The organism is Ottowia massiliensis, assembly GCF_900240305.1.
GTDB lineage: Bacteria > Pseudomonadota > Gammaproteobacteria > Burkholderiales > Burkholderiaceae_C > Ottowia > Ottowia massiliensis.
In genome coordinates, this window is the sequence record NZ_LT964854.1 from 1,521,520 (window position 1) to 1,539,746 (window position 18,227).

Annotated in this window: 15 protein-coding genes and 1 tRNA gene; 4 read left to right on the forward strand and 12 right to left on the reverse strand. The window is 65.6% G+C overall.

Going from position 1 to position 18,227, the window contains the following annotated elements; translation table 11 throughout:
* Nucleotides 1–317: 317 nt before the first annotated feature.
* The 3 genes from C1720_RS06920 to C1720_RS06930 all read left to right on the forward strand — a co-directional run bounded on the left by C1720_RS06920 (nucleotide 318) and on the right by C1720_RS06930 (nucleotide 1,489).
* Entirely contained in the window at nucleotides 318–788 is a 471-nt protein-coding gene (locus C1720_RS06920; RefSeq protein WP_102283700.1) for a MarR family winged helix-turn-helix transcriptional regulator, read from the forward strand.
* A complete protein-coding gene (locus C1720_RS06925; protein ID WP_102283701.1) occupies nucleotides 785–1,201 on the forward strand; it encodes an organic hydroperoxide resistance protein in 417 nt (138 codons plus the stop codon). The genes C1720_RS06920 and C1720_RS06925 overlap by 4 nt, the downstream gene beginning before the upstream one ends.
* 197 nt (nucleotides 1,202–1,398) lie before the next feature.
* Nucleotides 1,399–1,489: transfer RNA gene (locus C1720_RS06930), tRNA-Ser, on the forward strand.
* 42 nt (nucleotides 1,490–1,531) lie between these two features.
* Here C1720_RS06930 and C1720_RS06935 read toward each other — a convergent pair.
* From C1720_RS06935 to hisS, 10 genes are all read right to left on the reverse strand, one after another.
* The gene (locus C1720_RS06935; protein ID WP_050715006.1) at nucleotides 1,532–1,789 is read right to left on the reverse strand and encodes a hypothetical protein; all 258 of its coding nucleotides are present in this window, start codon (nucleotides 1,787–1,789) and stop codon (nucleotides 1,532–1,534) included.
* A 266-nt stretch (nucleotides 1,790–2,055) separates the two neighbouring features.
* On the reverse strand, nucleotides 2,056–2,484 hold the full coding sequence (locus C1720_RS06940) for a universal stress protein (RefSeq protein ID WP_102283702.1): 429 nt from the start codon (nucleotides 2,482–2,484) through the stop codon (nucleotides 2,056–2,058).
* 137 nt (nucleotides 2,485–2,621) lie between these two features.
* A complete protein-coding gene (gene hflC, locus C1720_RS06945) occupies nucleotides 2,622–3,512 on the reverse strand; it encodes a protease modulator HflC (protein ID WP_102283703.1) in 891 nt (296 codons plus the stop codon).
* A 21-nt stretch (nucleotides 3,513–3,533) separates the two neighbouring features.
* Nucleotides 3,534–4,958 carry an FtsH protease activity modulator HflK gene (gene hflK, locus C1720_RS06950; protein ID WP_102283704.1) on the reverse strand — a complete coding sequence of 475 codons (1,425 nt, stop codon included), beginning with the start codon at nucleotides 4,956–4,958 and terminating at the stop codon, nucleotides 3,534–3,536.
* Nucleotides 4,955–6,274, reverse strand: a complete 1,320-nt coding sequence (gene hflX / locus C1720_RS06955) for a GTPase HflX (protein WP_439650746.1) — start codon at nucleotides 6,272–6,274, stop codon at nucleotides 4,955–4,957. Before hflX ends, hflK begins: the two co-directional genes overlap by 4 nt.
* 274 nt (nucleotides 6,275–6,548) lie before the next feature.
* Nucleotides 6,549–6,800, reverse strand: a complete 252-nt coding sequence (hfq, locus tag C1720_RS06960) for an RNA chaperone Hfq (protein WP_439650748.1) — start codon at nucleotides 6,798–6,800, stop codon at nucleotides 6,549–6,551.
* Nucleotides 6,801–6,950: 150 nt separating this feature from the next.
* Complete coding sequence (gene der, locus C1720_RS06965; protein ID WP_050716410.1) at nucleotides 6,951–8,297, reverse strand: ribosome biogenesis GTPase Der; 1,347 nt, start codon at nucleotides 8,295–8,297, stop codon at nucleotides 6,951–6,953.
* A 26-nt stretch (nucleotides 8,298–8,323) separates the two neighbouring features.
* A complete protein-coding gene (gene bamB / locus C1720_RS06970) occupies nucleotides 8,324–9,451 on the reverse strand; it encodes an outer membrane protein assembly factor BamB (RefSeq protein WP_102283706.1) in 1,128 nt (375 codons plus the stop codon).
* Complete coding sequence (locus C1720_RS06975; RefSeq protein WP_050715002.1) at nucleotides 9,448–10,128, reverse strand: YfgM family protein; 681 nt, start codon at nucleotides 10,126–10,128, stop codon at nucleotides 9,448–9,450. Before C1720_RS06975 ends, bamB begins: the two co-directional genes overlap by 4 nt.
* A gap of 199 nt (nucleotides 10,129–10,327) precedes the next feature.
* Entirely contained in the window at nucleotides 10,328–11,623 is a 1,296-nt protein-coding gene (hisS, locus tag C1720_RS06980) for a histidine--tRNA ligase (RefSeq protein WP_102283707.1), read from the reverse strand.
* 173 nt (nucleotides 11,624–11,796) lie between these two features.
* Between hisS and C1720_RS06985 the strand changes: the two genes are divergently transcribed.
* Nucleotides 11,797–16,296, forward strand: coding sequence for an SdrD B-like domain-containing protein (locus C1720_RS06985; protein WP_102283708.1), 4,500 nt, complete (start codon nucleotides 11,797–11,799; stop codon nucleotides 16,294–16,296).
* A 391-nt stretch (nucleotides 16,297–16,687) separates the two neighbouring features.
* On the opposite strand, the gene C1720_RS06990 is transcribed toward C1720_RS06985, so the two are convergent.
* Both C1720_RS06990 and C1720_RS06995 read right to left on the reverse strand, forming a co-directional pair.
* The gene (locus C1720_RS06990; protein ID WP_146006904.1) at nucleotides 16,688–17,326 is read right to left on the reverse strand and encodes a class I SAM-dependent methyltransferase; all 639 of its coding nucleotides are present in this window, start codon (nucleotides 17,324–17,326) and stop codon (nucleotides 16,688–16,690) included.
* Nucleotides 17,327–17,485: 159 nt separating this feature from the next.
* A complete protein-coding gene (locus C1720_RS06995; protein ID WP_102283710.1) occupies nucleotides 17,486–18,076 on the reverse strand; it encodes a LemA family protein in 591 nt (196 codons plus the stop codon).
* Nucleotides 18,077–18,227: the final 151 nt, after the last annotated feature.

An 18,227-nucleotide genomic window follows, 5' to 3' on the forward strand; every position in this document is an offset into this window, starting at 1 on the left:
AGGTTTCCGCCTTTCACTGAAAACGCCTCCTGCGGGAGGCGTTTTTCATATGAAGCGGGAATTCCTGTCCTGCCAGATTTCTGACGTCAAGAAGCGCGCCAGCCCTGAAAATGATAGGACGGGCCGTCTTGCAGTGATTGACTTCGTTCAAAGCGCAGCGCGGCATGGCATGGATCGTCTTCTTGACCGCAGCCGTTCTGGACGATGAGCCATTCCGTTTTGTGTTCCGGCGCGCTGGCCGGCCATAGACCTTGCCAACAACATTGTTTTATGCAATTCAATTGACAGCAATTTGATTGCCAAAAATAATCCCCCTCATGACTTCCGTCCCCTCCGACGAAACACAGCTGCTGGATCAGCAGCTGTGTTTTGCCGTTTATGCCGCCTCGCTGGCGCTCACGCGCCGCTACCAGCCGTTGCTCGGTGAGCTGGGGCTGACGTATCCGCAGTACATCACTCTCATGGCGCTGTGGGAGGAAGACGGTATCAGTGTCTCTGCTTTGGGTGAGCGCGTGGCGCTGGATTCAGGCACCCTCACGCCGCTGCTCAAGCGCATGCAGGCCGCAGGCTGGTTGCAACGCCAGCGTGATGCGCAGGATGAGCGCCGCGTGCGCATTGTTTTGACCCCCGCAGGCCGGGCGCTGCGCGAGCGTGCGGCCCACGTGCCCGCCTGCATGCTGGCCGCCACCGGCCTGGCTCCATCCGAGGCGAGGGCGCTTGCTTCGCAATTGCACGCCCTGCGCCAGCAACTCGTTTCTTCAACCCCTGTCGAAAGGAAAACACCATGACCACTACCCTTGACAAAGTGCTCTACACCGCCCGCACGCACACCACCGGCGGCCGCGACGGCCAGGCACGCAGCGATGATGGCCGCCTGCAAGTCACCCTCAGCTCGCCTGGACAAGGCACGGGAACCAACCCCGAGCAAATGTTTGCAGCGGGCTATTCGGCCTGCTTCATTGGCGCCATCAAGGTCGTGGCGGGCAAGCAGAACGTCACTCTGCCCGCCGATCTGGCGGTGGATGCCGAAGTCGATCTCGGCCCTACCGTTCATGGCTTTGGCATTGCCGTGCGCCTGACGGTCAGCCTGCCCGGCATCGACCGCGCCGCTGCGCAGACCCTGGTGGATGGCGCGCACCAGGTTTGCCCTTATTCCAATGCCACGCGCGGCAATATCCCCGTGGAAATCAAGCTGGCCTGATGCTTTTAGGAGCAAGTCGGAGCGGGTTCATTTTGCTCTTTTACCAATAGCATGATTCCCAGATTCGACTAGGACATCAAGGGATTTTGGCTCCTCAAATTTGCTCCTGTTTCAAAAGCGGTCTTCCGATTGTTCCGGTTTGGCGCTTCCTGCGGCGCCATTGCCGTGTCCGCTAGAATCCGCCGCTTGCCCTTTGCGGAGAGATGGCAGAGTGGTCGAATGCGCCGGACTCGAAATCCGGTATACGGTTCTCCCGTATCGAGGGTTCGAATCCCTCTCTCTCCGCCACTTGCCGCGCTCATGCGCCGAAACGCCCGCAAGGGCGTTTTTTTATGGCTGCGCGCCTGGCGTTGGGTCCGGCCCGTCTTCCGCCGCTGTCTGTCTGCGCTTGCTGCGGCGCAGCCAGCCGAACCACACGCATGCCAGCACGGGCGCGGCCAGGCAGGCAGAGGCGAGCCAGTCGCCAAAGCCGCCTTCGCTGAACAGGGCCGCCGTCAGGCCCGTGAGAGTGACAAAGGCCAGCGCCAGAGGCCATCCCCATAGACGCCAGAAGCCCTGACGGGCCGAAGCCTGTTTTTCGTGCGTCATGCCGCCTCCTGGATGTTTTTGCTATGGGCCGCCTTGCCGCTCTTTTTCTGCCACGAATCAGTCCGCTGCCTGGCACGATGGGAGAGCGCGTTGAACAAGGCCCGTGGCGCTTGCATGGGCCAGCCGCCGTCGTTGCCGAAGTGCTTGGGCGTCAGGACTGTTGGGCAGACAAAAACGCCGCCAGCGCCCGTGGATAGGGCGCTGACAGCTATCGAAATTGCAGCGAACTGGCGGAAAGGCTGCCACGGGGCACACGGGGCAGATGATCAGCGAATGAGCAGCACGGGCGTGCTGCAACTGGCCAGCACCTTGGTGCTGACAGAACCCATGACGAGCTTGCTCAAAGGGCTGTGGCCGCGCGCGCCCATGACGATGAGGTCGAATTGGCCCTGCTCGGCGTATTTGGCGATTTCTTCGCCCGCGCTGCCAATGGCGGCCACGGTGGCGGGCGTTGCGCCATGCTGGGCCATGAATTTGGCAACGGGGTCAAGCACCTTGGCGGCCTCTTCGGCGTAGTAGCCGTCCACCATTTCCTTGCTCAGGGCGGCGCGGGCGCGCGGGGGCAGGGTGGCCTGCACGGTGATGACGGTGTAGGCATGCCGGGCGCCGTTGCCCAGCAGCTCATCGTGCGCGGCCAGGTAGGCCAGCATTTTCTTGGTGTAGGGGCTGCCATCGACGGCGAGAAGGATTTTCATCATGTCGTGCTCTCCTGTCTGGATTTCAGAATCTGTTCGCGGCCTGGCCATTCAAAAAAAGGGCAAAAACGGCTCCAGTCCTTTGAATACGGGCGCGGGCAGCTATCAAAACAACAGCATCTTTCCGGGACTGGCCTTCAAGGTCTGGCGGCAGGGCCAGCCTGCATGCCCTTGAAAAAGTCAGAGGCCGCAGGGTCGATGACCAGAACGTCGCCCTGTTGGCCGACGCTGGCGCGCCAGGCGTCCAGGCTGCGCCAGAACTGGGCAAATTGCGGATCTTTGCCAAAGGCCTCGGCGTAGGCGGCGTTGGCGGCGCTGTCGCCTTCGCCCTTGATTTTCTGGGCTTCGCGGTAGGCGTCGGCCAGGATGACTTCGCGCTGGCGATCGGCTTCGGCGCGAATTTGCTCGCCTTCGGCGGCGCCCGTGGCGCGCAGCTCCTTGGCCACGCGCTCGCGTTCGGCTTCCATGCGGCGGTAGACGTCGCTGGTGATGGATTCGGCGTAGTCGATGCGGGTGATGCGCACGTCGGTGACGTCGATGCCCCAGGGCTTGCTGCCCCGCACGGCGCCGAGCACTTCTTTTTTGACGTCGGCCATCATTTCGTCGCGCCGGGAAGAAAGCAGCTCGCGCACGTTGCGGCGGTTGATTTCTTCCTGGAAGGCGTTGCGCACCACGCGGTTGAGCTGCTGCGCGCCCGCGCCTTCGCTGGTGCTGCCGAAGTTGCGCACGTAGGCTTGCGGGTCGGTGATGCGCCAGCGCGCGTACCAGTCGATGACGATGCGCTGTTTTTCCTTGGTGAGCAGCGGTTGCAGGTCCTGGCTGTCGAGGGTGAGCAGGCGCTTGTCGATGTAGGCGACGGTCTGGATGAGGGGAATCTTGCCGTACAGGCCCGGTTCGTTGATGACGCGCTGGATTTGGCCGAACTGGTAGACCACGCCGAACTGGCGCTGGTCCACCACGAACAGGCTGGAGGCCAGCGCGGCCAATGCGAGCAAGAAGCTGGCGCCGATGAATCCGGTTTTGTTCATGGAAGGCGGGTGGTCGGTGGGTTAGCGGTAGTCGCGGCTGCGGGCGTTGTCGCGCGCGCGGGTGTCGGGGGCGTAGGTTGCTGCGGCAGGCGCTTGCGCGGGCTGGGCGGCTTGGGCGTTCGCGGAGCTTGCGGCCTGGCTTGCGGCGGCGCTGCCGGCTTCGCCGGGTGCGCTGGTTTGCTGCATGAGCTTGTCCAGCGGCAGGTAAAGCAGGTTGCCGCCGGCGCGGCTGTCCACCAGCACTTTGCGGGCGCGGGCGTAGATGTCCTGCATGGCGTCCAGATACATGCGCTCGCGCGTGACTTGCGGCGCTTTCTGGTACTGGGCCAGCACGGCGGCAAAGCGCTGGGCGTCGCCTTCGGCCTGGGCGGTGATGCGGGCCTTGTAGCCTTCGGCTTCTTGCGTGAGGCGGGCGGCGGCGCCTTTGGCGCGGGGCACCACGTCGTTGGCGTAGGCCTGCGCCAGGTTTTTGGCGCGCTCGCGTTCCTGGTTGGCCTTGTTCACGTCGTCAAACGCGGCTTTCACCTGCTCGGGCGGCTGCGCGCCGCCTTGCTGCATGTTCACGGCGATGACTTCAATGCCGATGCGGTAGCGGTCCAGGATTTTCTGGGTCAGCTCGCGCACGCGGGGGGCGATCTGGTCGCGCTCTTCCGACAGGGCAGCGTCCATCTTCATGTTGCCCAGCACTTCGCGCACGGCGCTTTCGCTGGCCTGGCGAAGGGCGTCGTCGGGGAGCTTGCTTTCAAACAGGTAGGCGCGCGCGTCGCTCAAGCGGTATTGCACGGCGAACTTGACTTCGACGATGTTTTCGTCGGACGTGAGCATGGCCGAGGTGCGCAGGCCAGTGGCGGGGATGATGATGTCGCCGCCCACATCGACCGAGCGGATTTGCGTGACATTGACGGTTTCCTGCCGCTGAATGGGCCAGGGCAGCCGCCAGTGCAGGCCCGCGTCCATCACGGTGGAGTGGTATCGGCCGAACTGGGTGATGACGGCGTTTTGCCCTTCTTGCACGATGAAAAAGCCCGTGCCCAGCCACACGAGCGCGGCTGCGCCTGCCAGCAGGGCCAGGCCCGCGCCCGCGCTGCCGGGCGAAACCGGTGAAGAAGGCGAAGAGCGGCCACGGCGGCCAGGCGGCGGGCCGCCGCCGAAAAGGCCGCCGAGCTTGCGGCTGAAGTCGTTCCACAGCTCATCCAGATCAGGCGGCTGCTGGCCGCCGCCAGACGAATGCGGGCGGGGCAGCTCTGGCGGCTGCGGGCGCTGGGGGTCTTGCGGCTGGCCGCCTTCAGCGCCTTCGGGAGGCGGGCTGGCGTTGGACTCGTCAGGGCGGTCTTCATGGCCCCGGCCCCAGCGCGGGTCATTCAGGTTGAGCGTGGCGGCGGGGCGGCGGCCCGGGAGGCGGCCCGAGAAGCGGGCCAAAAGGGAAGAAAACAGGCTGGATGTCATGCGTCTGGCAAAAACCGGGGATCGCCGGGCGTGCAAGCGGAAGGGAAATGGGGCGGATTGTGCCCAAGCGTTTCAGATGCAGATTCAGACGCAGGCTGGGCTTGCGGCAGCCGCGCCGTCTGGCCGTGCGGCCTGGCCCATTCGGACAAAGCCGCGCGCAACCCGGGCAGGCCCTCGCCGCTGCGGGCGCTGACGAACAGGCGCGGCAGGCGGCGGCCTTCCATTTCCATGCTGCCCGCCAGTTGTGCGGGGCGCTGGCTTTCGGGCAGCGCGTCGAGCTTGTTGAAGATGAGCCACTGCGGCACGTCAGCCGCGCCAATTTCGCCCAGCACGCGGCGCACTTCATCCATTTGCTCGAGGTGGCCGGGGTTGGAAGCATCCACCACATGCAGCAGCAAATCGGCATCGGCCGCCTCCTGCAAAGTGGCCTCGAAGGCTTCAATCAGGCCGTGCGGCAAATCGCGGATGAAGCCCACGGTGTCAGACAGGGAAACGACGCGCCCGGCCGCCCAGCCTGTTTCTGTGCCGGCTCCGTCTGCTCCGCTGGCTTCGTCCGCGCCCGCCAGATAGAGCTGGCGCGTGGTGGTGTCCAGCGTGGCGAAAAGCTGGTCGGCAGCGTAGGCGCGCGCCTTGGTCAGCGCATTGAACAAGGTGGACTTGCCCGCGTTGGTGTAGCCCACGAACGAGACGGAAAGCGTCTCGCGCCGCTGGCGCTGGCGGCGCTGCGTCTGGCGCTGGCGTTTGACTTTGGCCAGGCGCTCCTTGGTGCGCTTGATGGCCTCGCCAATCATGCGGCGGTCCAGCTCGATCTGCGTTTCGCCGGGGCCGCCGCGCGTGCCTATGCCGCCTTGCTGGCGCTCCAGGTGGCTCCAGCGGCGCACCAGGCGCGTGGCCAGGTATTGCAGGCGGGCCAGCTCCACTTGCAGCTTGCCCTCGTGGCTGCGGGCGCGCTGCGCGAAGATGTCCAGAATGATCAGCGTGCGGTCATTGACGGGCAGCCCGATGGCCTGTTCCAGATTGCGCTGCTGCACGGGCGAGAGCGCCTGATCGAACAGCACCTCCTTTGCGCCATGCTCAATGGCCAGCATGCGGATTTCCTCGGCCTTGCCGCTGCCCACGAACAAGGCGGCATCGGGCGCGCGCCGCTTGCAGGTGATGCGCGCCACGGGGTTCAGGCCCGCCGTGGCGGCCAGCAGGCCCAGCTCCTGCAAACCGGCATCGAAATGAGGCTCGCCAAAGTCCACGCCTACCAGCACGGCGGCTGGCGGCGCTTCAGCGGCGCGGGAGGAAGTGAAGGAAGAGGCGTTTGAAGTCAAGGTATCTGAAGAAAGAGTCCGGGGCCGCTGTGCGCAGGCTTTGTCATGAGACGGATTGCTACTGAAAGGGAAGCTGATTTAGGGGCCTTAAAAAGCCGCTTGTCGCGTGTATAGCGTGAAAGCTTGCTACAAATGAAGGAGCTAATTGAAGGTGCGCCTTCGCCTGTTTGCCTGAGCCGTGCGGAGCGGGCAGGCGAATGAGCCGCCAGAAACGGCAAACGCTCCTGGATCAGGAGCGTTTGAGGCGGTCATGCCGGGCGCGGGAGGGCGGTTTTCACGGCGCTTCGGCGGCGGGCGTTTCGGCTGCCATGGAGAAGCTGACGGCGCGGCCCGGCACGATGGTGGAAATGGCGTGCTTGTAAACCATTTGCGTGACGGTGTTGCGCAGCAGCACGACGTATTGGTCAAACGACTCAATCTGCCCTTGCAGCTTGATGCCATTGACCAGGTAGATGGACACCGGCACGTGCTCGCGGCGCAGGGTGTTGAGGAAGGGGTCTTGGAGGAGTTGTCCTTTGTTGCTCACGATATTCTCCGTGTTCAAAAGTAGTGGAAAGGAAGCTACACCATAGCACGGGGTTTCAGAGCCTGTCTGGCTCCGCGCGTGAAGCCCGCGCCAACGCGGCAGCCGCTGGCATCTGGGGATGCGGGCCGCCGCTTCAAGAGGGGCCGTGCGTCAGGGCGCCTTGTCCGCATAGGGGTTGCGGGCGCTTTTCAGCTCGATGCGCAGCGGCGTGCCTGTCAGATCGAACGCCTTGCGAAAGCGTCCTTCCAGGTAGCGCTTGTAGGCGTCGGTCACGCCTTCGAGCGAGTTGCCGTGAATGACGACGACGGGCGGGTTCATGCCGCCCTGGTGCGCGTAGCGCAGCTTGGGGCGGTACATGCCGCTGCGCTTGGGGGCCTGGAACTGCACGGCTTCATGCAGCAGGCGCGTGAGCTGCGGCGTGGGCAGCTTGCGCATGGCGGCCTGGCGGGCGCGGGCAATGGCGCCCCACAGCGGGGCCAGGCCCTGGCGCTTTTGGGCAGAGATGAAATGCAGCTCGGCGAACTTCATGAAGGCCAGCCGCGCCTCGATGCTGCGCTGCACGAGCTGGCGCTGGTAGGCGTCCACCGCGTCCCATTTGTTCACGGCCAGCACCACGGCGCGGCCCGTTTCGTGGATGAAGCCGGCAATGTGCGCGTCCTGGTCGGTCACGCCTTGCGTGGCGTCCAGCAGCAAAAGAACGACGTTGGCCGATTCAATGGCCTGCAAGGTTTTGACGACGGAGAACTTTTCCACGGCCTCGAACACGCGGCCCTTGCGGCGCAGGCCCGCCGTGTCGATCAGCTCGAACATCTGGCCGCCGCGCTCGAAGGGCACGGTGATGGCGTCGCGCGTGGTGCCGGGCAGGTCAAAAGCCACCAGGCGCTCTTCGCCCAGCCAGGTGTTGATGAGCGTGGATTTGCCCACGTTGGGGCGGCCCGCCACGGCCAGGCGGATGGGGCTGTGATCGTCTTGCGCCGGCTGTTCGTCATCAGGCTCGGGCAGGCCCAGCGCGTCCAGCGCGCGGTCGAGCATGGAGCGCACGCCCTGCCCGTGGGCGGCGGAGACGGCGATGACTTCGCCCAGCCCCAGTTCGTAGAACTCGGCCAGCTGCGCGCCTTCGCGCATGCCTTCGGCCTTGTTGGCCACCAGCAGGCAGGGCTTGCCCAGGCGGCGCAGTTCATTGGCGATGTCGTGGTCTTGCCCGGCCAGGCCCGCGCGCGCGTCCACCACGAAGATGACGGCATCGGCCTCGGCAATGGCCTGCCGCGTCTGGCGGGCCATTTCGCGAAAGATGCTGCCTTCGCCCGCTTCCGGCTCGAAGCCACCGGTGTCGATCACGATGTATTCGCGCTGCCCCATGCGGCCCGTGCCGTAGTGGCGGTCGCGCGTGAGGCCCGCAAAGTCGGCCACGATGGCGTCGCGGCTTTTGGTCAGGCGGTTGAACAGCGTGGATTTGCCCACATTGGGCCGTCCCACAAGGGCCAGAACGGGTTTCATCGCGCGCGCAGCCTGCAATCAGTCCATCAGTCGGGGCGGAAGGCGAACACGCCGCCGGAGCGGGTGACAGCCACCAGCGCGCCGCCTGCCGCCACGGGCGCGGCGGCAATGGGCGAGCCGTCGGTTTTCAGCCGGTTGACGGGGCTGCCGTCTTCGCGCGAGAGCATGTGCAGCCAGCCTTCTTCATCGCCCACGATGACCGAGCGGCCCAGCGCCAGCGGCGCTGTCAGGCGCCGCCAGAGCAGCTCTTTGGTGCTCCAGATGCGCTCGCCAGTGGCGGCCTTCCAGGCCACCAGCTGGCCGTCGGACTCCGCGCCGAACAGGCTTTGCTCGTTGCCGCGCACGCCTGCATCGCCCTTGGCGGGCTTGTTCCACAGCAGCTTGCCGCTGGCTACGTCCACGCAGCCCACGGCGGCCTGAAAGGCGCGGGCGCAAATGACGCTGCCTTGCCGGCTCACGGGGCCGACCAGATCGACGAGTTTTTCCACATCGTTCACGCCGCGCGCAGCGGCCAGCGGCACTTCCCAGCGGGAAGCGCCCGTGTCCGGATCCACGCCCGCCAGGCGGCCCGACAGGCCCGCCACCAGCGTGTTGCCCACGGCCAGCAGCACGCCCGACTGGCGCAGCACCAGCGGCTCGGCCTGGCGGTCGGCGTGCCACAGGCGCGCGCCCGTGCGGCCATCCAGCGCCGTGAGCGAGCGGTCAGCGCCCAGCACGAACACGCGCCCGCCCGCCACCAGCGGCGCGGTGTAGCTTTGCGTGCCCAGCTTGTGTTTCCAGAGCACGCGGCCCTCGGCCAGCGCTACCACTTGGTTGCTGCGGGTGACCACGGCGCTGGTGTGGCCGTCGCTGCCCACGCCGGCGGTGAGCGCGTCGCCTGCGTTCGCGCTCCACAGGCGCTGGCCGTTGGCGGCGTCAAACTCGGCCACCGTGCCGTCATCGGCGGCCAGCACCACGCGATTGCCCAGCACTTGCGGCTGCAAGGGGAAATTGACCGTGCTGCCGAGCTTGGCCGCCCATGCCTGGCTGACGTCAATCACGGGATCAATGGCTTGCAGCTTGGCCGGTTCAGGCCGGGGCGAGCCAGACGAGCACGCCGCCAGCAGCGCGGCGGCCAGCGCGGCGGCGCAGAGGGAAAAACGCGGGGCTTTCATTTCGCTTCTCCAGACTTTGCCGCCCCCGCTTCGGGGTCGATGCCCAGCGCCGTCAGTTTGACGCCCACCAGGCGGCCATATTCGCTGCGTGCTTGCGTCAGGCCCTGGTAGGCCTTGCCGTATTCGGCAATGGCCAGGTCTTTTTTGCCTTGCGCCAGCAGCACGTCGCCACGGCGGTCGGCCGCCAGCGGCGCGAAAGCGGGGTCGAAGCGGGCCGAGAGCTGTTGCAGCGCCTCGTCATACGCCTTGTCGGCGTACAGAAGGGAGGCCAGGCGCAGACGGGCTGTGGCTTGCAGCCCGCTGTCGGCCGCCTTCTCGGCCACCCAGGCCAGCGCCGCCTTGGCTTCGGCGGTTTTTTCTTTTTCCACCAGCGTTTTGGCGGCCAGCAGCGCGGCTTGCGCGGCGTATTCGGCGCCGGGGTAGCTGGCCTGCATGTCAGCGAGCACGCGCGTGGTGCGCTCCACATCGCCGGCTTGCGTGGCCGCTTCCATCTGGTCATACAGGGCGGCGGCCTGCACGGCTTGCCGCTGCTGCCAGAAGTTCCAGCCGTTCCAGGCGGCGAACGCGCCAAGCACGGCAATGAGCGCCCAGGTAATGAGGTTGCCCCAGCGGTTCCAGAAGTGTTTGAGCTGGGCGAGCTGTTCCTGCTCTTCAAGGTCCAAGTGCTGTGTTGCCATGATGCGGTGTCTTGCGCGTGGCGCGGGGGGTGGTCAAATGAAGCGGCGCATTCTAGGGCGAGCCGCCACCGCCGCGCTCAGCGGGAAGCAGCTCAAAAAGAGGAGCGAATTAAAGAGGCAGAAAACGGCTTCAGCGCACTTTCTACTAGGACATCATGCTCTTAATAAAGGAGCAAATAGAGCCTTCTTCTTGCCAAGCTCACGCCAGCAGCGCGCGGCTCCAGGCGGCCACGCCGTCCAGCGGCTGGCGCGTTTGCTCGCCTGCGCCGTCGCGCAGGGCTTTGAGCGTGACCTGGCCGGCGGCCAGCTCGTCGGCGCCGAAGATGAGGGCAAAGCGCGCGCCGCTGGCGTCGGCCCGTTTGAACTGGCTTTTCATGCTGCCCGGCGCTTCTTCGGCGCTGGCGTGCATTTGCACGGCCACGCCTTGTGCGCGCAGCGCGTGCAGACAGCGCATGGCCTGCGGCAGCGCGGCGGCGTCGGGGATGATGGCGTAGGCATCCGGCACGCTTTGCGGCGCGGCCACGCCTTCTTCTTTCAGCAGCTCCAGCACGCGCTCCGCGCCGATGGCCCAGCCCACGGCGGGGGCGGGCTTGCCGCCCATTTGGCCAATCAGATAGTCATAGCGGCCGCCGCCGCAGATGGTGCCTTGCGCGCCCAGGCTGTCGGTGATGAATTCAAAAACAGTGAGGTTGTAGTAATCCAGCCCGCGCACCAGGCGCGGGTTCACGCTCCAGGGCACGCCGGCCGCATCCAGCATGGCCTGCACGGCGTGAAAGTGAGCCAGCGAAGCCTCGCCCAGATAGTCCATGAGCCGTGGCGCGCCTTCTACCAGCGTCTGCATGGCGGGGTTTTTGGTGTCCAGAATGCGCAGCGGATTGGCATGCAGGCGGCGGCGGGCGTCTTCGTCCAGCTCGCTGGCGTGCGCTTCAAAGTAGGCGATGAGGGCGGCGCGGTGCTCGCGGCGCTCTTCGGGCTGGCCCAGGCTGTTGAGTTCCAGCCGCCAGCGGTTGATGCCCAGCTCGCGCCACAAAGCCACGGCCAGCAAAATCATTTCGGCATCCACCTGCGCGCCCGCAAAGCCCAGTGCTTCCGCGCCAATCTGGTGAAACTGCCGGTAGCGCCCGCGCTGGGGCCGCTCGCGCCGGAACATGGGGCCCATGTAATACAGACGCTGGCCGCCGCCATACAGCAAGTTGTGCTCAATGGCGGCGCGCACCACGCCAGCGGTGTTTTCAGGACGCAAGGTGAGGTGGTCGGCGTCGCCGTATTTGTCGTTGCGGTCCTGAAAGGAATACATCTCCTTTTCCACTACATCGGTGTTTTCGCCCAGCCCGCGCGCAAACAGCGCCGTGTGCTCCACGATGGGCGTGCGGATGTTGGCAAAGGCAAAGCGCCGCATGGTGCGCCGCACCACCTCTTCCAGCCACTCCCAGCGGGCGGAGTCGGGCGGCAGGATGTCGTTCATGCCTTTGATGGCGGCCAGGGAAGAGAGCATTTCAAAAATCCATCCAGTCAAAATGTGTCGCAGAAAAATTTATTGAAACAAGATATTTGTTTCAATGCACGAATAATTTGGCGATTATTGCCGTTTGGCATAGATCGCTTGAAACAAATGTGAACTGCCGATAGGATGCGCTTCTTTTCATTTTCTTTATGCGGAATATTGATATGAAACAAACATGTGCGGATGCCGCGCGCTGCGCAAGGCTGCGCCTGGCTGCTGGCCTGTCTGTGCTGGCAGTGGCTTGCATGGCTTCGTCAGCCCATGCGGCCGTGAGCGACTTTGCGATGGGCATGGCCGCGTCTGGTTCACTGCCGTTCGACGGCTCGGCAGGCGCGGGGCTGGACAACTCCCCTTCTGATGCCATCGTGCGCACCAATGACCAGGTGATGTACCGCGTGAGCTACACGCTCGCTCCCGAAGCGGCCAACAGCCTGGTTACGCTGGAGATGGGCGCCACCACGCTGCCTGCCGGCTACACCGGCCCGGCCAATCCGCGCATTGCGTATTTCCGCGCGACCGACATTCCTTCCGGCGCGGACGGCTGCCGGAACATTTCGGCCACGCCCGTGAGCGATCCGCCGCCTGCGGGCGTATCGGGCGTCACGGCCGACGGCCTCAAGCTCTTTTGCGCCCAGCCGCAGCCGCTCAGCGGCAGCAACCTGTCTTTCAGCTACCACGTCAGCGGCGGCGCGCCCAACGGCGCCACCATCGCCGCCCCCACCGTCACGTATCAGTCCGACGGCAACCCGGCGCGCTCCAATCCCCGCACGCTCAATGAACCCTCGCACCCCAGCACGCCCACCTACGGCGCGCCCGTGGTCACGGTTTCCGCCGCGCCGCGCTGGAAGGTGAAGAAAACCCGTTCTTCAGGCGGCGGCGTGTTCATACCCCGCTCCGGCCCCAATGGCGAAGATGGCTACGTGATGGGCTACAACATCGGGATTTATGCCGAGGGCGCGCGCCGGGGACTGGAGGCGCTCAAGCCCGATTTCACGCTGGAAGACAACTTCGACAACGGCGCCAAGTTTCCGGGCCTGCGCCTGGTCGATTGGAACATTGACGTGCCTGGCTTTGCCCGCGCGCTCATGGGCACAGGCAAGCACGACGGTTGCGGCAACTGGGATTACTCCCTGACCCGCCTGGGCAACGGGTTTGACAACACCTATTTCGAAGTCAATGACACCGGTGCGGCTTCCACCGACAACACCACTGTGGCCAACGGCGGCGACTGCAAGGCCACCAGCGTGAATGTGGGCGCGAAGACGGCCACGCTGACGGTATCTGGCGTGGACTTCTCGCTTAAGCACTACCCCACGCGCAAGGGCACCGGCCCGGGCACCGTGGTCAATACGAGCAACTTGCTGGATTCGGCCAACCAGTGGTGGGTGGCCAGCAAGTCCGTGCTGCTGTGGGCTCCGGTGACTGATTTCACGCCCAATGTTTACGAAGAAGTCATCAACAAGGTCTCGCTCAGCGGCACATCCGTTACCGGGCAGGCCAATCCGCCTTCCAGCGGCGAGGACAAGGCGCTTGTGCGCCGCACCACGGGCGGCTCGCTCAGCAAGCTGTATTCGCTGCGCCCCGGCGGCTCGCGCAAGACGGGCGTGACCTACGCCATCGCAGACCCTTCCCTTTCGGACGATAACTACGTGCGGCAGGCCGGCCCCGGCCAGCACTTTGACGCGCGGCTGCACGTCATCAACGCCGGCACTGACGACATGCCTGCCGGCTACATCTGCGAGCGCATCGACAACACGCGCCTGAGCTTTGCCAACGCCTTGCCGTCCAGCGATTCCCGGGTGGACGTGAAGACGGGCATCCTGACCTTGCCGCAAGCAGGCTCGGCCACTGTGACCTGGGAGCTGGGCGTGGGCGGCAACGGCATCTCCGCCAGCGGCACCTGGAACAGCTACAACACCACCGCCACGGAATATCCCGACACGTGGCCTAGCGTGGCCCAGAGCGGATCAGCCCAGTCCGACAGCACTTGCGGCGACTCGGACGGCGTGACTTGGTACGACTCCATCGCCTCGCTGCAAGCCGCAGGCAAGAGCCTGAAAGACATCACCCGCGTGCGCGGCTCCTACAGCACCTACGGCAAGGCGGTCAATACCCTCTACTACATCCCGTTGCAGGCCAATGCCACCTATGCCTTCTCCGGCACGGACAACGCGCCGGGCCGCGCCTTCGCGCAGGGCGACTCCACGCTGGGCGCCATCGCGCCCAACCAGGCCATGTGGCAAATAGCGCCAGGCAACATCAGGCAGGGCAGCGACGTGATGCGCATCCGCGAAACGGAATACATCGCCGTCAGCAAATCGGAAAACGACGCTTCACTGCTGGATGGCCGCGCCGTGGCCCCCGGCAGCCTGCTGGACTACAAGATCACCGTCAACGCCGCCAGCTCCACGGCTGACCACACCACCACCGTCACCGTGTGGGACGTACTGCCGCAACACATGAGCTACATGCCCGGCACCAGCACGCTGGGCGGCACGGCCATTGCCGATCCCGACTGCTCCGCCGCTGGCACAACGCCTTCCGGCGGCCCCTTTGACGCCAACTCGGTGCCCACAGGCTACACGGCGTGCAAGTGGACGCTGCCCAACCAGCCCGTCAAGCACACCGAGCTGGGCAGCGCGGCAGCCAATCTGCCGCCCCTGCGCTATCAGGCGCAGGTCAGCCTCTCGGCGCCCAATGGCGTGCAGCTGCTCAACTCCACCTTCGCCGACTCCACGGCCAATGGCCGCCTGAAGGCCATCTACCGTGGCGCCAACGGCTTTGTCTGCAAAAGCGGCCAGAGCTGCAGCTTCAGCAACTGGAAAGTGCGCACGCGCGCCGAAACCACCGTGCTGCTCAAAAAGAGCGTGAGCCACGCTGAAGTGCCGCTCAACACGGGCTTCACCTACACGCTGTACTACGCCGCCACCGGCACCCACCTGGACCAGCTGCGCATTCTTGACGTGCTGCCCTACGCCAGCGATGGCCGCAGCAGCAGCTACGCGGGCGCGCTCAAGCTCGCAGCGCCCATTGCCGCCCCCGTGGCCGGGCATGCGCTCACAGCCGACCCCGCGATGGTGGTGCTCTACACCAGCAACGCCCCGGCCCACATCAACCGCAACAGCCCCAACGACGCCAGCCACAACGTGCAGGGCACCGGCAGCAACAGCGCCAGCAGCACCAACTGGTGCACGGTGGCGCAATTCGGCTCGGCCAACTGCCCGGCCGCCATTGGCGAGGCCACAGCCTTCATGGCCCTGGCCTATGGCCGCACCGGCACCGTGCCCATCAACACGGCGTATGAACTCATCGTCCCGGTCGTCGCCAGCGGCAACAGCGACGGCAACCAGTACGTGAACGACTACCGCGCCGACTCCGCCACCCTGCTGGCGCGCAACCCTGGCTCTAACCGCGTGCTCACCAAAGTGAAGGACACGAGCACCTTCATCGCCGGCCGCGTCTACCGCGAAGCCAGCTCGCCCGCCAATACCACCGATGACGGCAACGCCACCGACCCTGGCATCAGCGGCGTGACCCTGACGCTGGCCTGCACCAACCCCGTGCACACCGCCACAACCACAACGGGCGCTGACGGCTCCTACCGCTTTGGCGGCCTGACCGCAGGCGCGCAATGTACCGTGGTGGAAACCCAGCCCACGGGCTACGCCAACGCCTACAACACGCGCGGCACGGCCGCCACGGGCGACACCGGCAGCAGCGGCACAGGCAACAGCACCATCACCATCGCCAACCTGCCTGCCACAGGCTCGACCGGCAACAACTTTGCTGAAACCCAGATCGGAGGCGGCTCCGGCGTGACGGTCTCCGGCCGCGTCTATCGCGAAGCCAGCTCGCCCGCCAACACCACCGACAACGGCAATGGCACCGACCCTGGCATCAGCGGCGTCACCGTGGCGCTGGCCTGCACCAGCCCGGCGCACAGCGCCACCACGACAACAGGCGCTGACGGCAGCTACAGCTTCGCCAACGTGCCCGCAGGTGCGAACTGCACCATCACCGAAACGCAGCCATCGGGCTACACCAACGCCTACAACACGCGCGGCGCGGGCGGCACGGCTGACACCGGCGGCAGCGGCACGGGCAACAGCACCATCACGCTCACGGTGCCCGCCACAGGCTCGACCGGCAACAACTTTGCTGAAACCCAGATCGGAGGCGGCTCCGGCGTGACGGTCTCCGGCCGCGTCTATCGCGAAGCCAGCTCGCCCGCCAACACCACCGATGACGGCAATGGCACCGACCCTGGCATCAGCGGCGTCACCGTGGCGCTGGCCTGCACCAGCCCGGCGCACAGCGCCACCACGACAACAGGCGCTGACGGCAGCTACAGCTTCGCCAACGTGCCCACAGGCGCGAGTTGCACCATCACCGAAACACAGCCATCGGGCTACACCAACGCCTACAACACGCGCGGCGCGGGCGGCACGGCTGACACCGGCGGCAGCGGCACGGGCAACAGCACCATCACGCTCGCGGTGCCTGCCACAGGCTCGACCGGCAACAACTTTGCTGAAACCCAAAGCGGCCCGCCAACTCCGGGCGCTCCGGTTTCCGTGCCCACGCTGGGCTGGCCCATGCTGGCGGCGTTGTCAGCGCTGATGGCAGGCGTGGGCGGCTGGCGCCGCCGCCGCGCAGGCGCCTGACGCAGCTGTTTGCGTCCATGCCGAAAGGGCCGGTTTGTACCGGCCCTTGTTCATGATTGAGGGCCGATTGCGTTGGGAGCGGAACATGCGCCTGCCCCCGGTTTTGCCTGACGGAAGGCGGAAAAAGCAAGGCTCCTCAAAGCCTGCTCACAGTTTGGCCGTGAGGCGAAAGAGCAGGGCGGGGCGCAGGTCAGGCATGCGCGAGGAATGGATGGCAATATTTAGCTCCCTTATCCATAGCATGAGGTCCTAGTGGACAAAGCGCAGATAGGCATTTCAGGCCCCTTGAATTTGCTCCTGTTTCTGGGGGCATCTGGTCAGCGAAGGGCCATGCTGAAGGCGCTGATCCACTCATTGGCCGCTCGCCCGGGGGCCTGTTTGCGGGCGGGTCTCAAGCGGCTTTCCAGCGCGAGCCTTGCACGGGATGCGCCAGCACATCCACCCGGGCGGGGGGCAGATTGAACACAACGCGCTCTCTTGACAGCAATTGCAGCCCCGCCTGCTGCCAGGGCGAAGGCGCGCGCAGGGCGTAGGTGAACTGGATGAGCCGCCCCTGCGCGGGCAGCGCCTGCATGCCTGCGGCAAGAATGCGGCGGCGCGCGGGCAAAGGAATGGACAGCAGGGGCAGGCCGGAGACGATTTGCGCGATGGGCAGGGGCCGCCCCGCTTCGTCAGCGGGCCAGTCGCCGCCGCGCAGCATGCGGGGCAGGTCTGCGGCGTCACCGTGGATGACGCACACGCCTTCAAAGCGCTGGCGCAGGTGTTGTGCCAGGCTGGCTGAATGCTCAATGACGACCAGGCGGCTGGCGGGCAGCCCGCTGGCGCGCAAAGCGGCGGTGATGGCGCCCGTGCCGCCGCCCAGCTCGACGACGACGGAAGGGGCGTCCGGATGCGGGTCAATGTGCGAAGCCATGCAGGCGGCCAGTCGGCGGGAGCTGGCGCAGATGGCCCCCACGGAGCCGGGCCGCCGCACCAGTTCGCGCCACAGCAGGGCGTTTTGCTGTTGCTGGGCGCGGAAAACGGATGCCAAGTGTTTCATCAGGGGAAATAAGGAAGGCTGTTCGCCGGAAGCGGCGGATTGCATCACAAAAGCCCAGAGCTGATGCCGCACGCATTTCGAGACCCAAGAAAAGCAGCGTTCGCGCCCTTTCCATCAAGACATCTCGCTATGCCTTTTGAAGAGGTTGGCCTATGCCGAAGACAGCGGCAGCGCACGCAAGATGGCGGCCGGGCGGAAACCGCATAGCCGGGCCAGCAGGCTGGCCGGAAACTGACCGATGGCGCGGTTGTAGGTCAGCACGGAGGCGTTGAAAGACTCGCGCAGGGGCAGACTTTGGTGCAGCAGGTGGGTGCGGCGGTTGGCCAGGCGCGTGGCGTCAACGCTGGGCGTATCTGCTGCCAGGTATTCAAGCGCCCGCTGCCAGGCAGCGCCCAAAGTGTCATGAGCGGTGGCCAGTCCTTCTATCAGCTCAGGGGTATAGGGGTTGTGGCGGGTTTCAGCCAGCGCGGCAGCCAGTTGCTCGCAGGCTGCCCACAGGCGCACCAAGGCGGCATGGCTTTCATCTTGGAGTGTCAGCGGCGCAGGCATTGTGCCGCCGCGCATGGTATCGGGCAGGCAGCCTTGCACCCATACCAGTTCGCGCAGCATGAACGCATCCAACGCGGCAAACTGCTTTTTGACCTTGGCGCGCAGCCGCATGAGCCGGTTGTAGGCGCCAACGGCCCAGAAAAGCAGCACGGCACAGGCTATGCCGACCAGCAGGGGATGAGTCCAGGTCATGTCAAGAAGGAGTGAAGCAAGCAGGCAGCCGCAGGGCCTGCATTGTCCTGCCTCCGGCGAGCCGGGTGAAAGGGATCTGGTTCGCCGCTTTAAGACGTCAAGAGCCTGTCAACGGTCTGACGTGCAGCAGGCGTATCGGCATGAAGCTGGG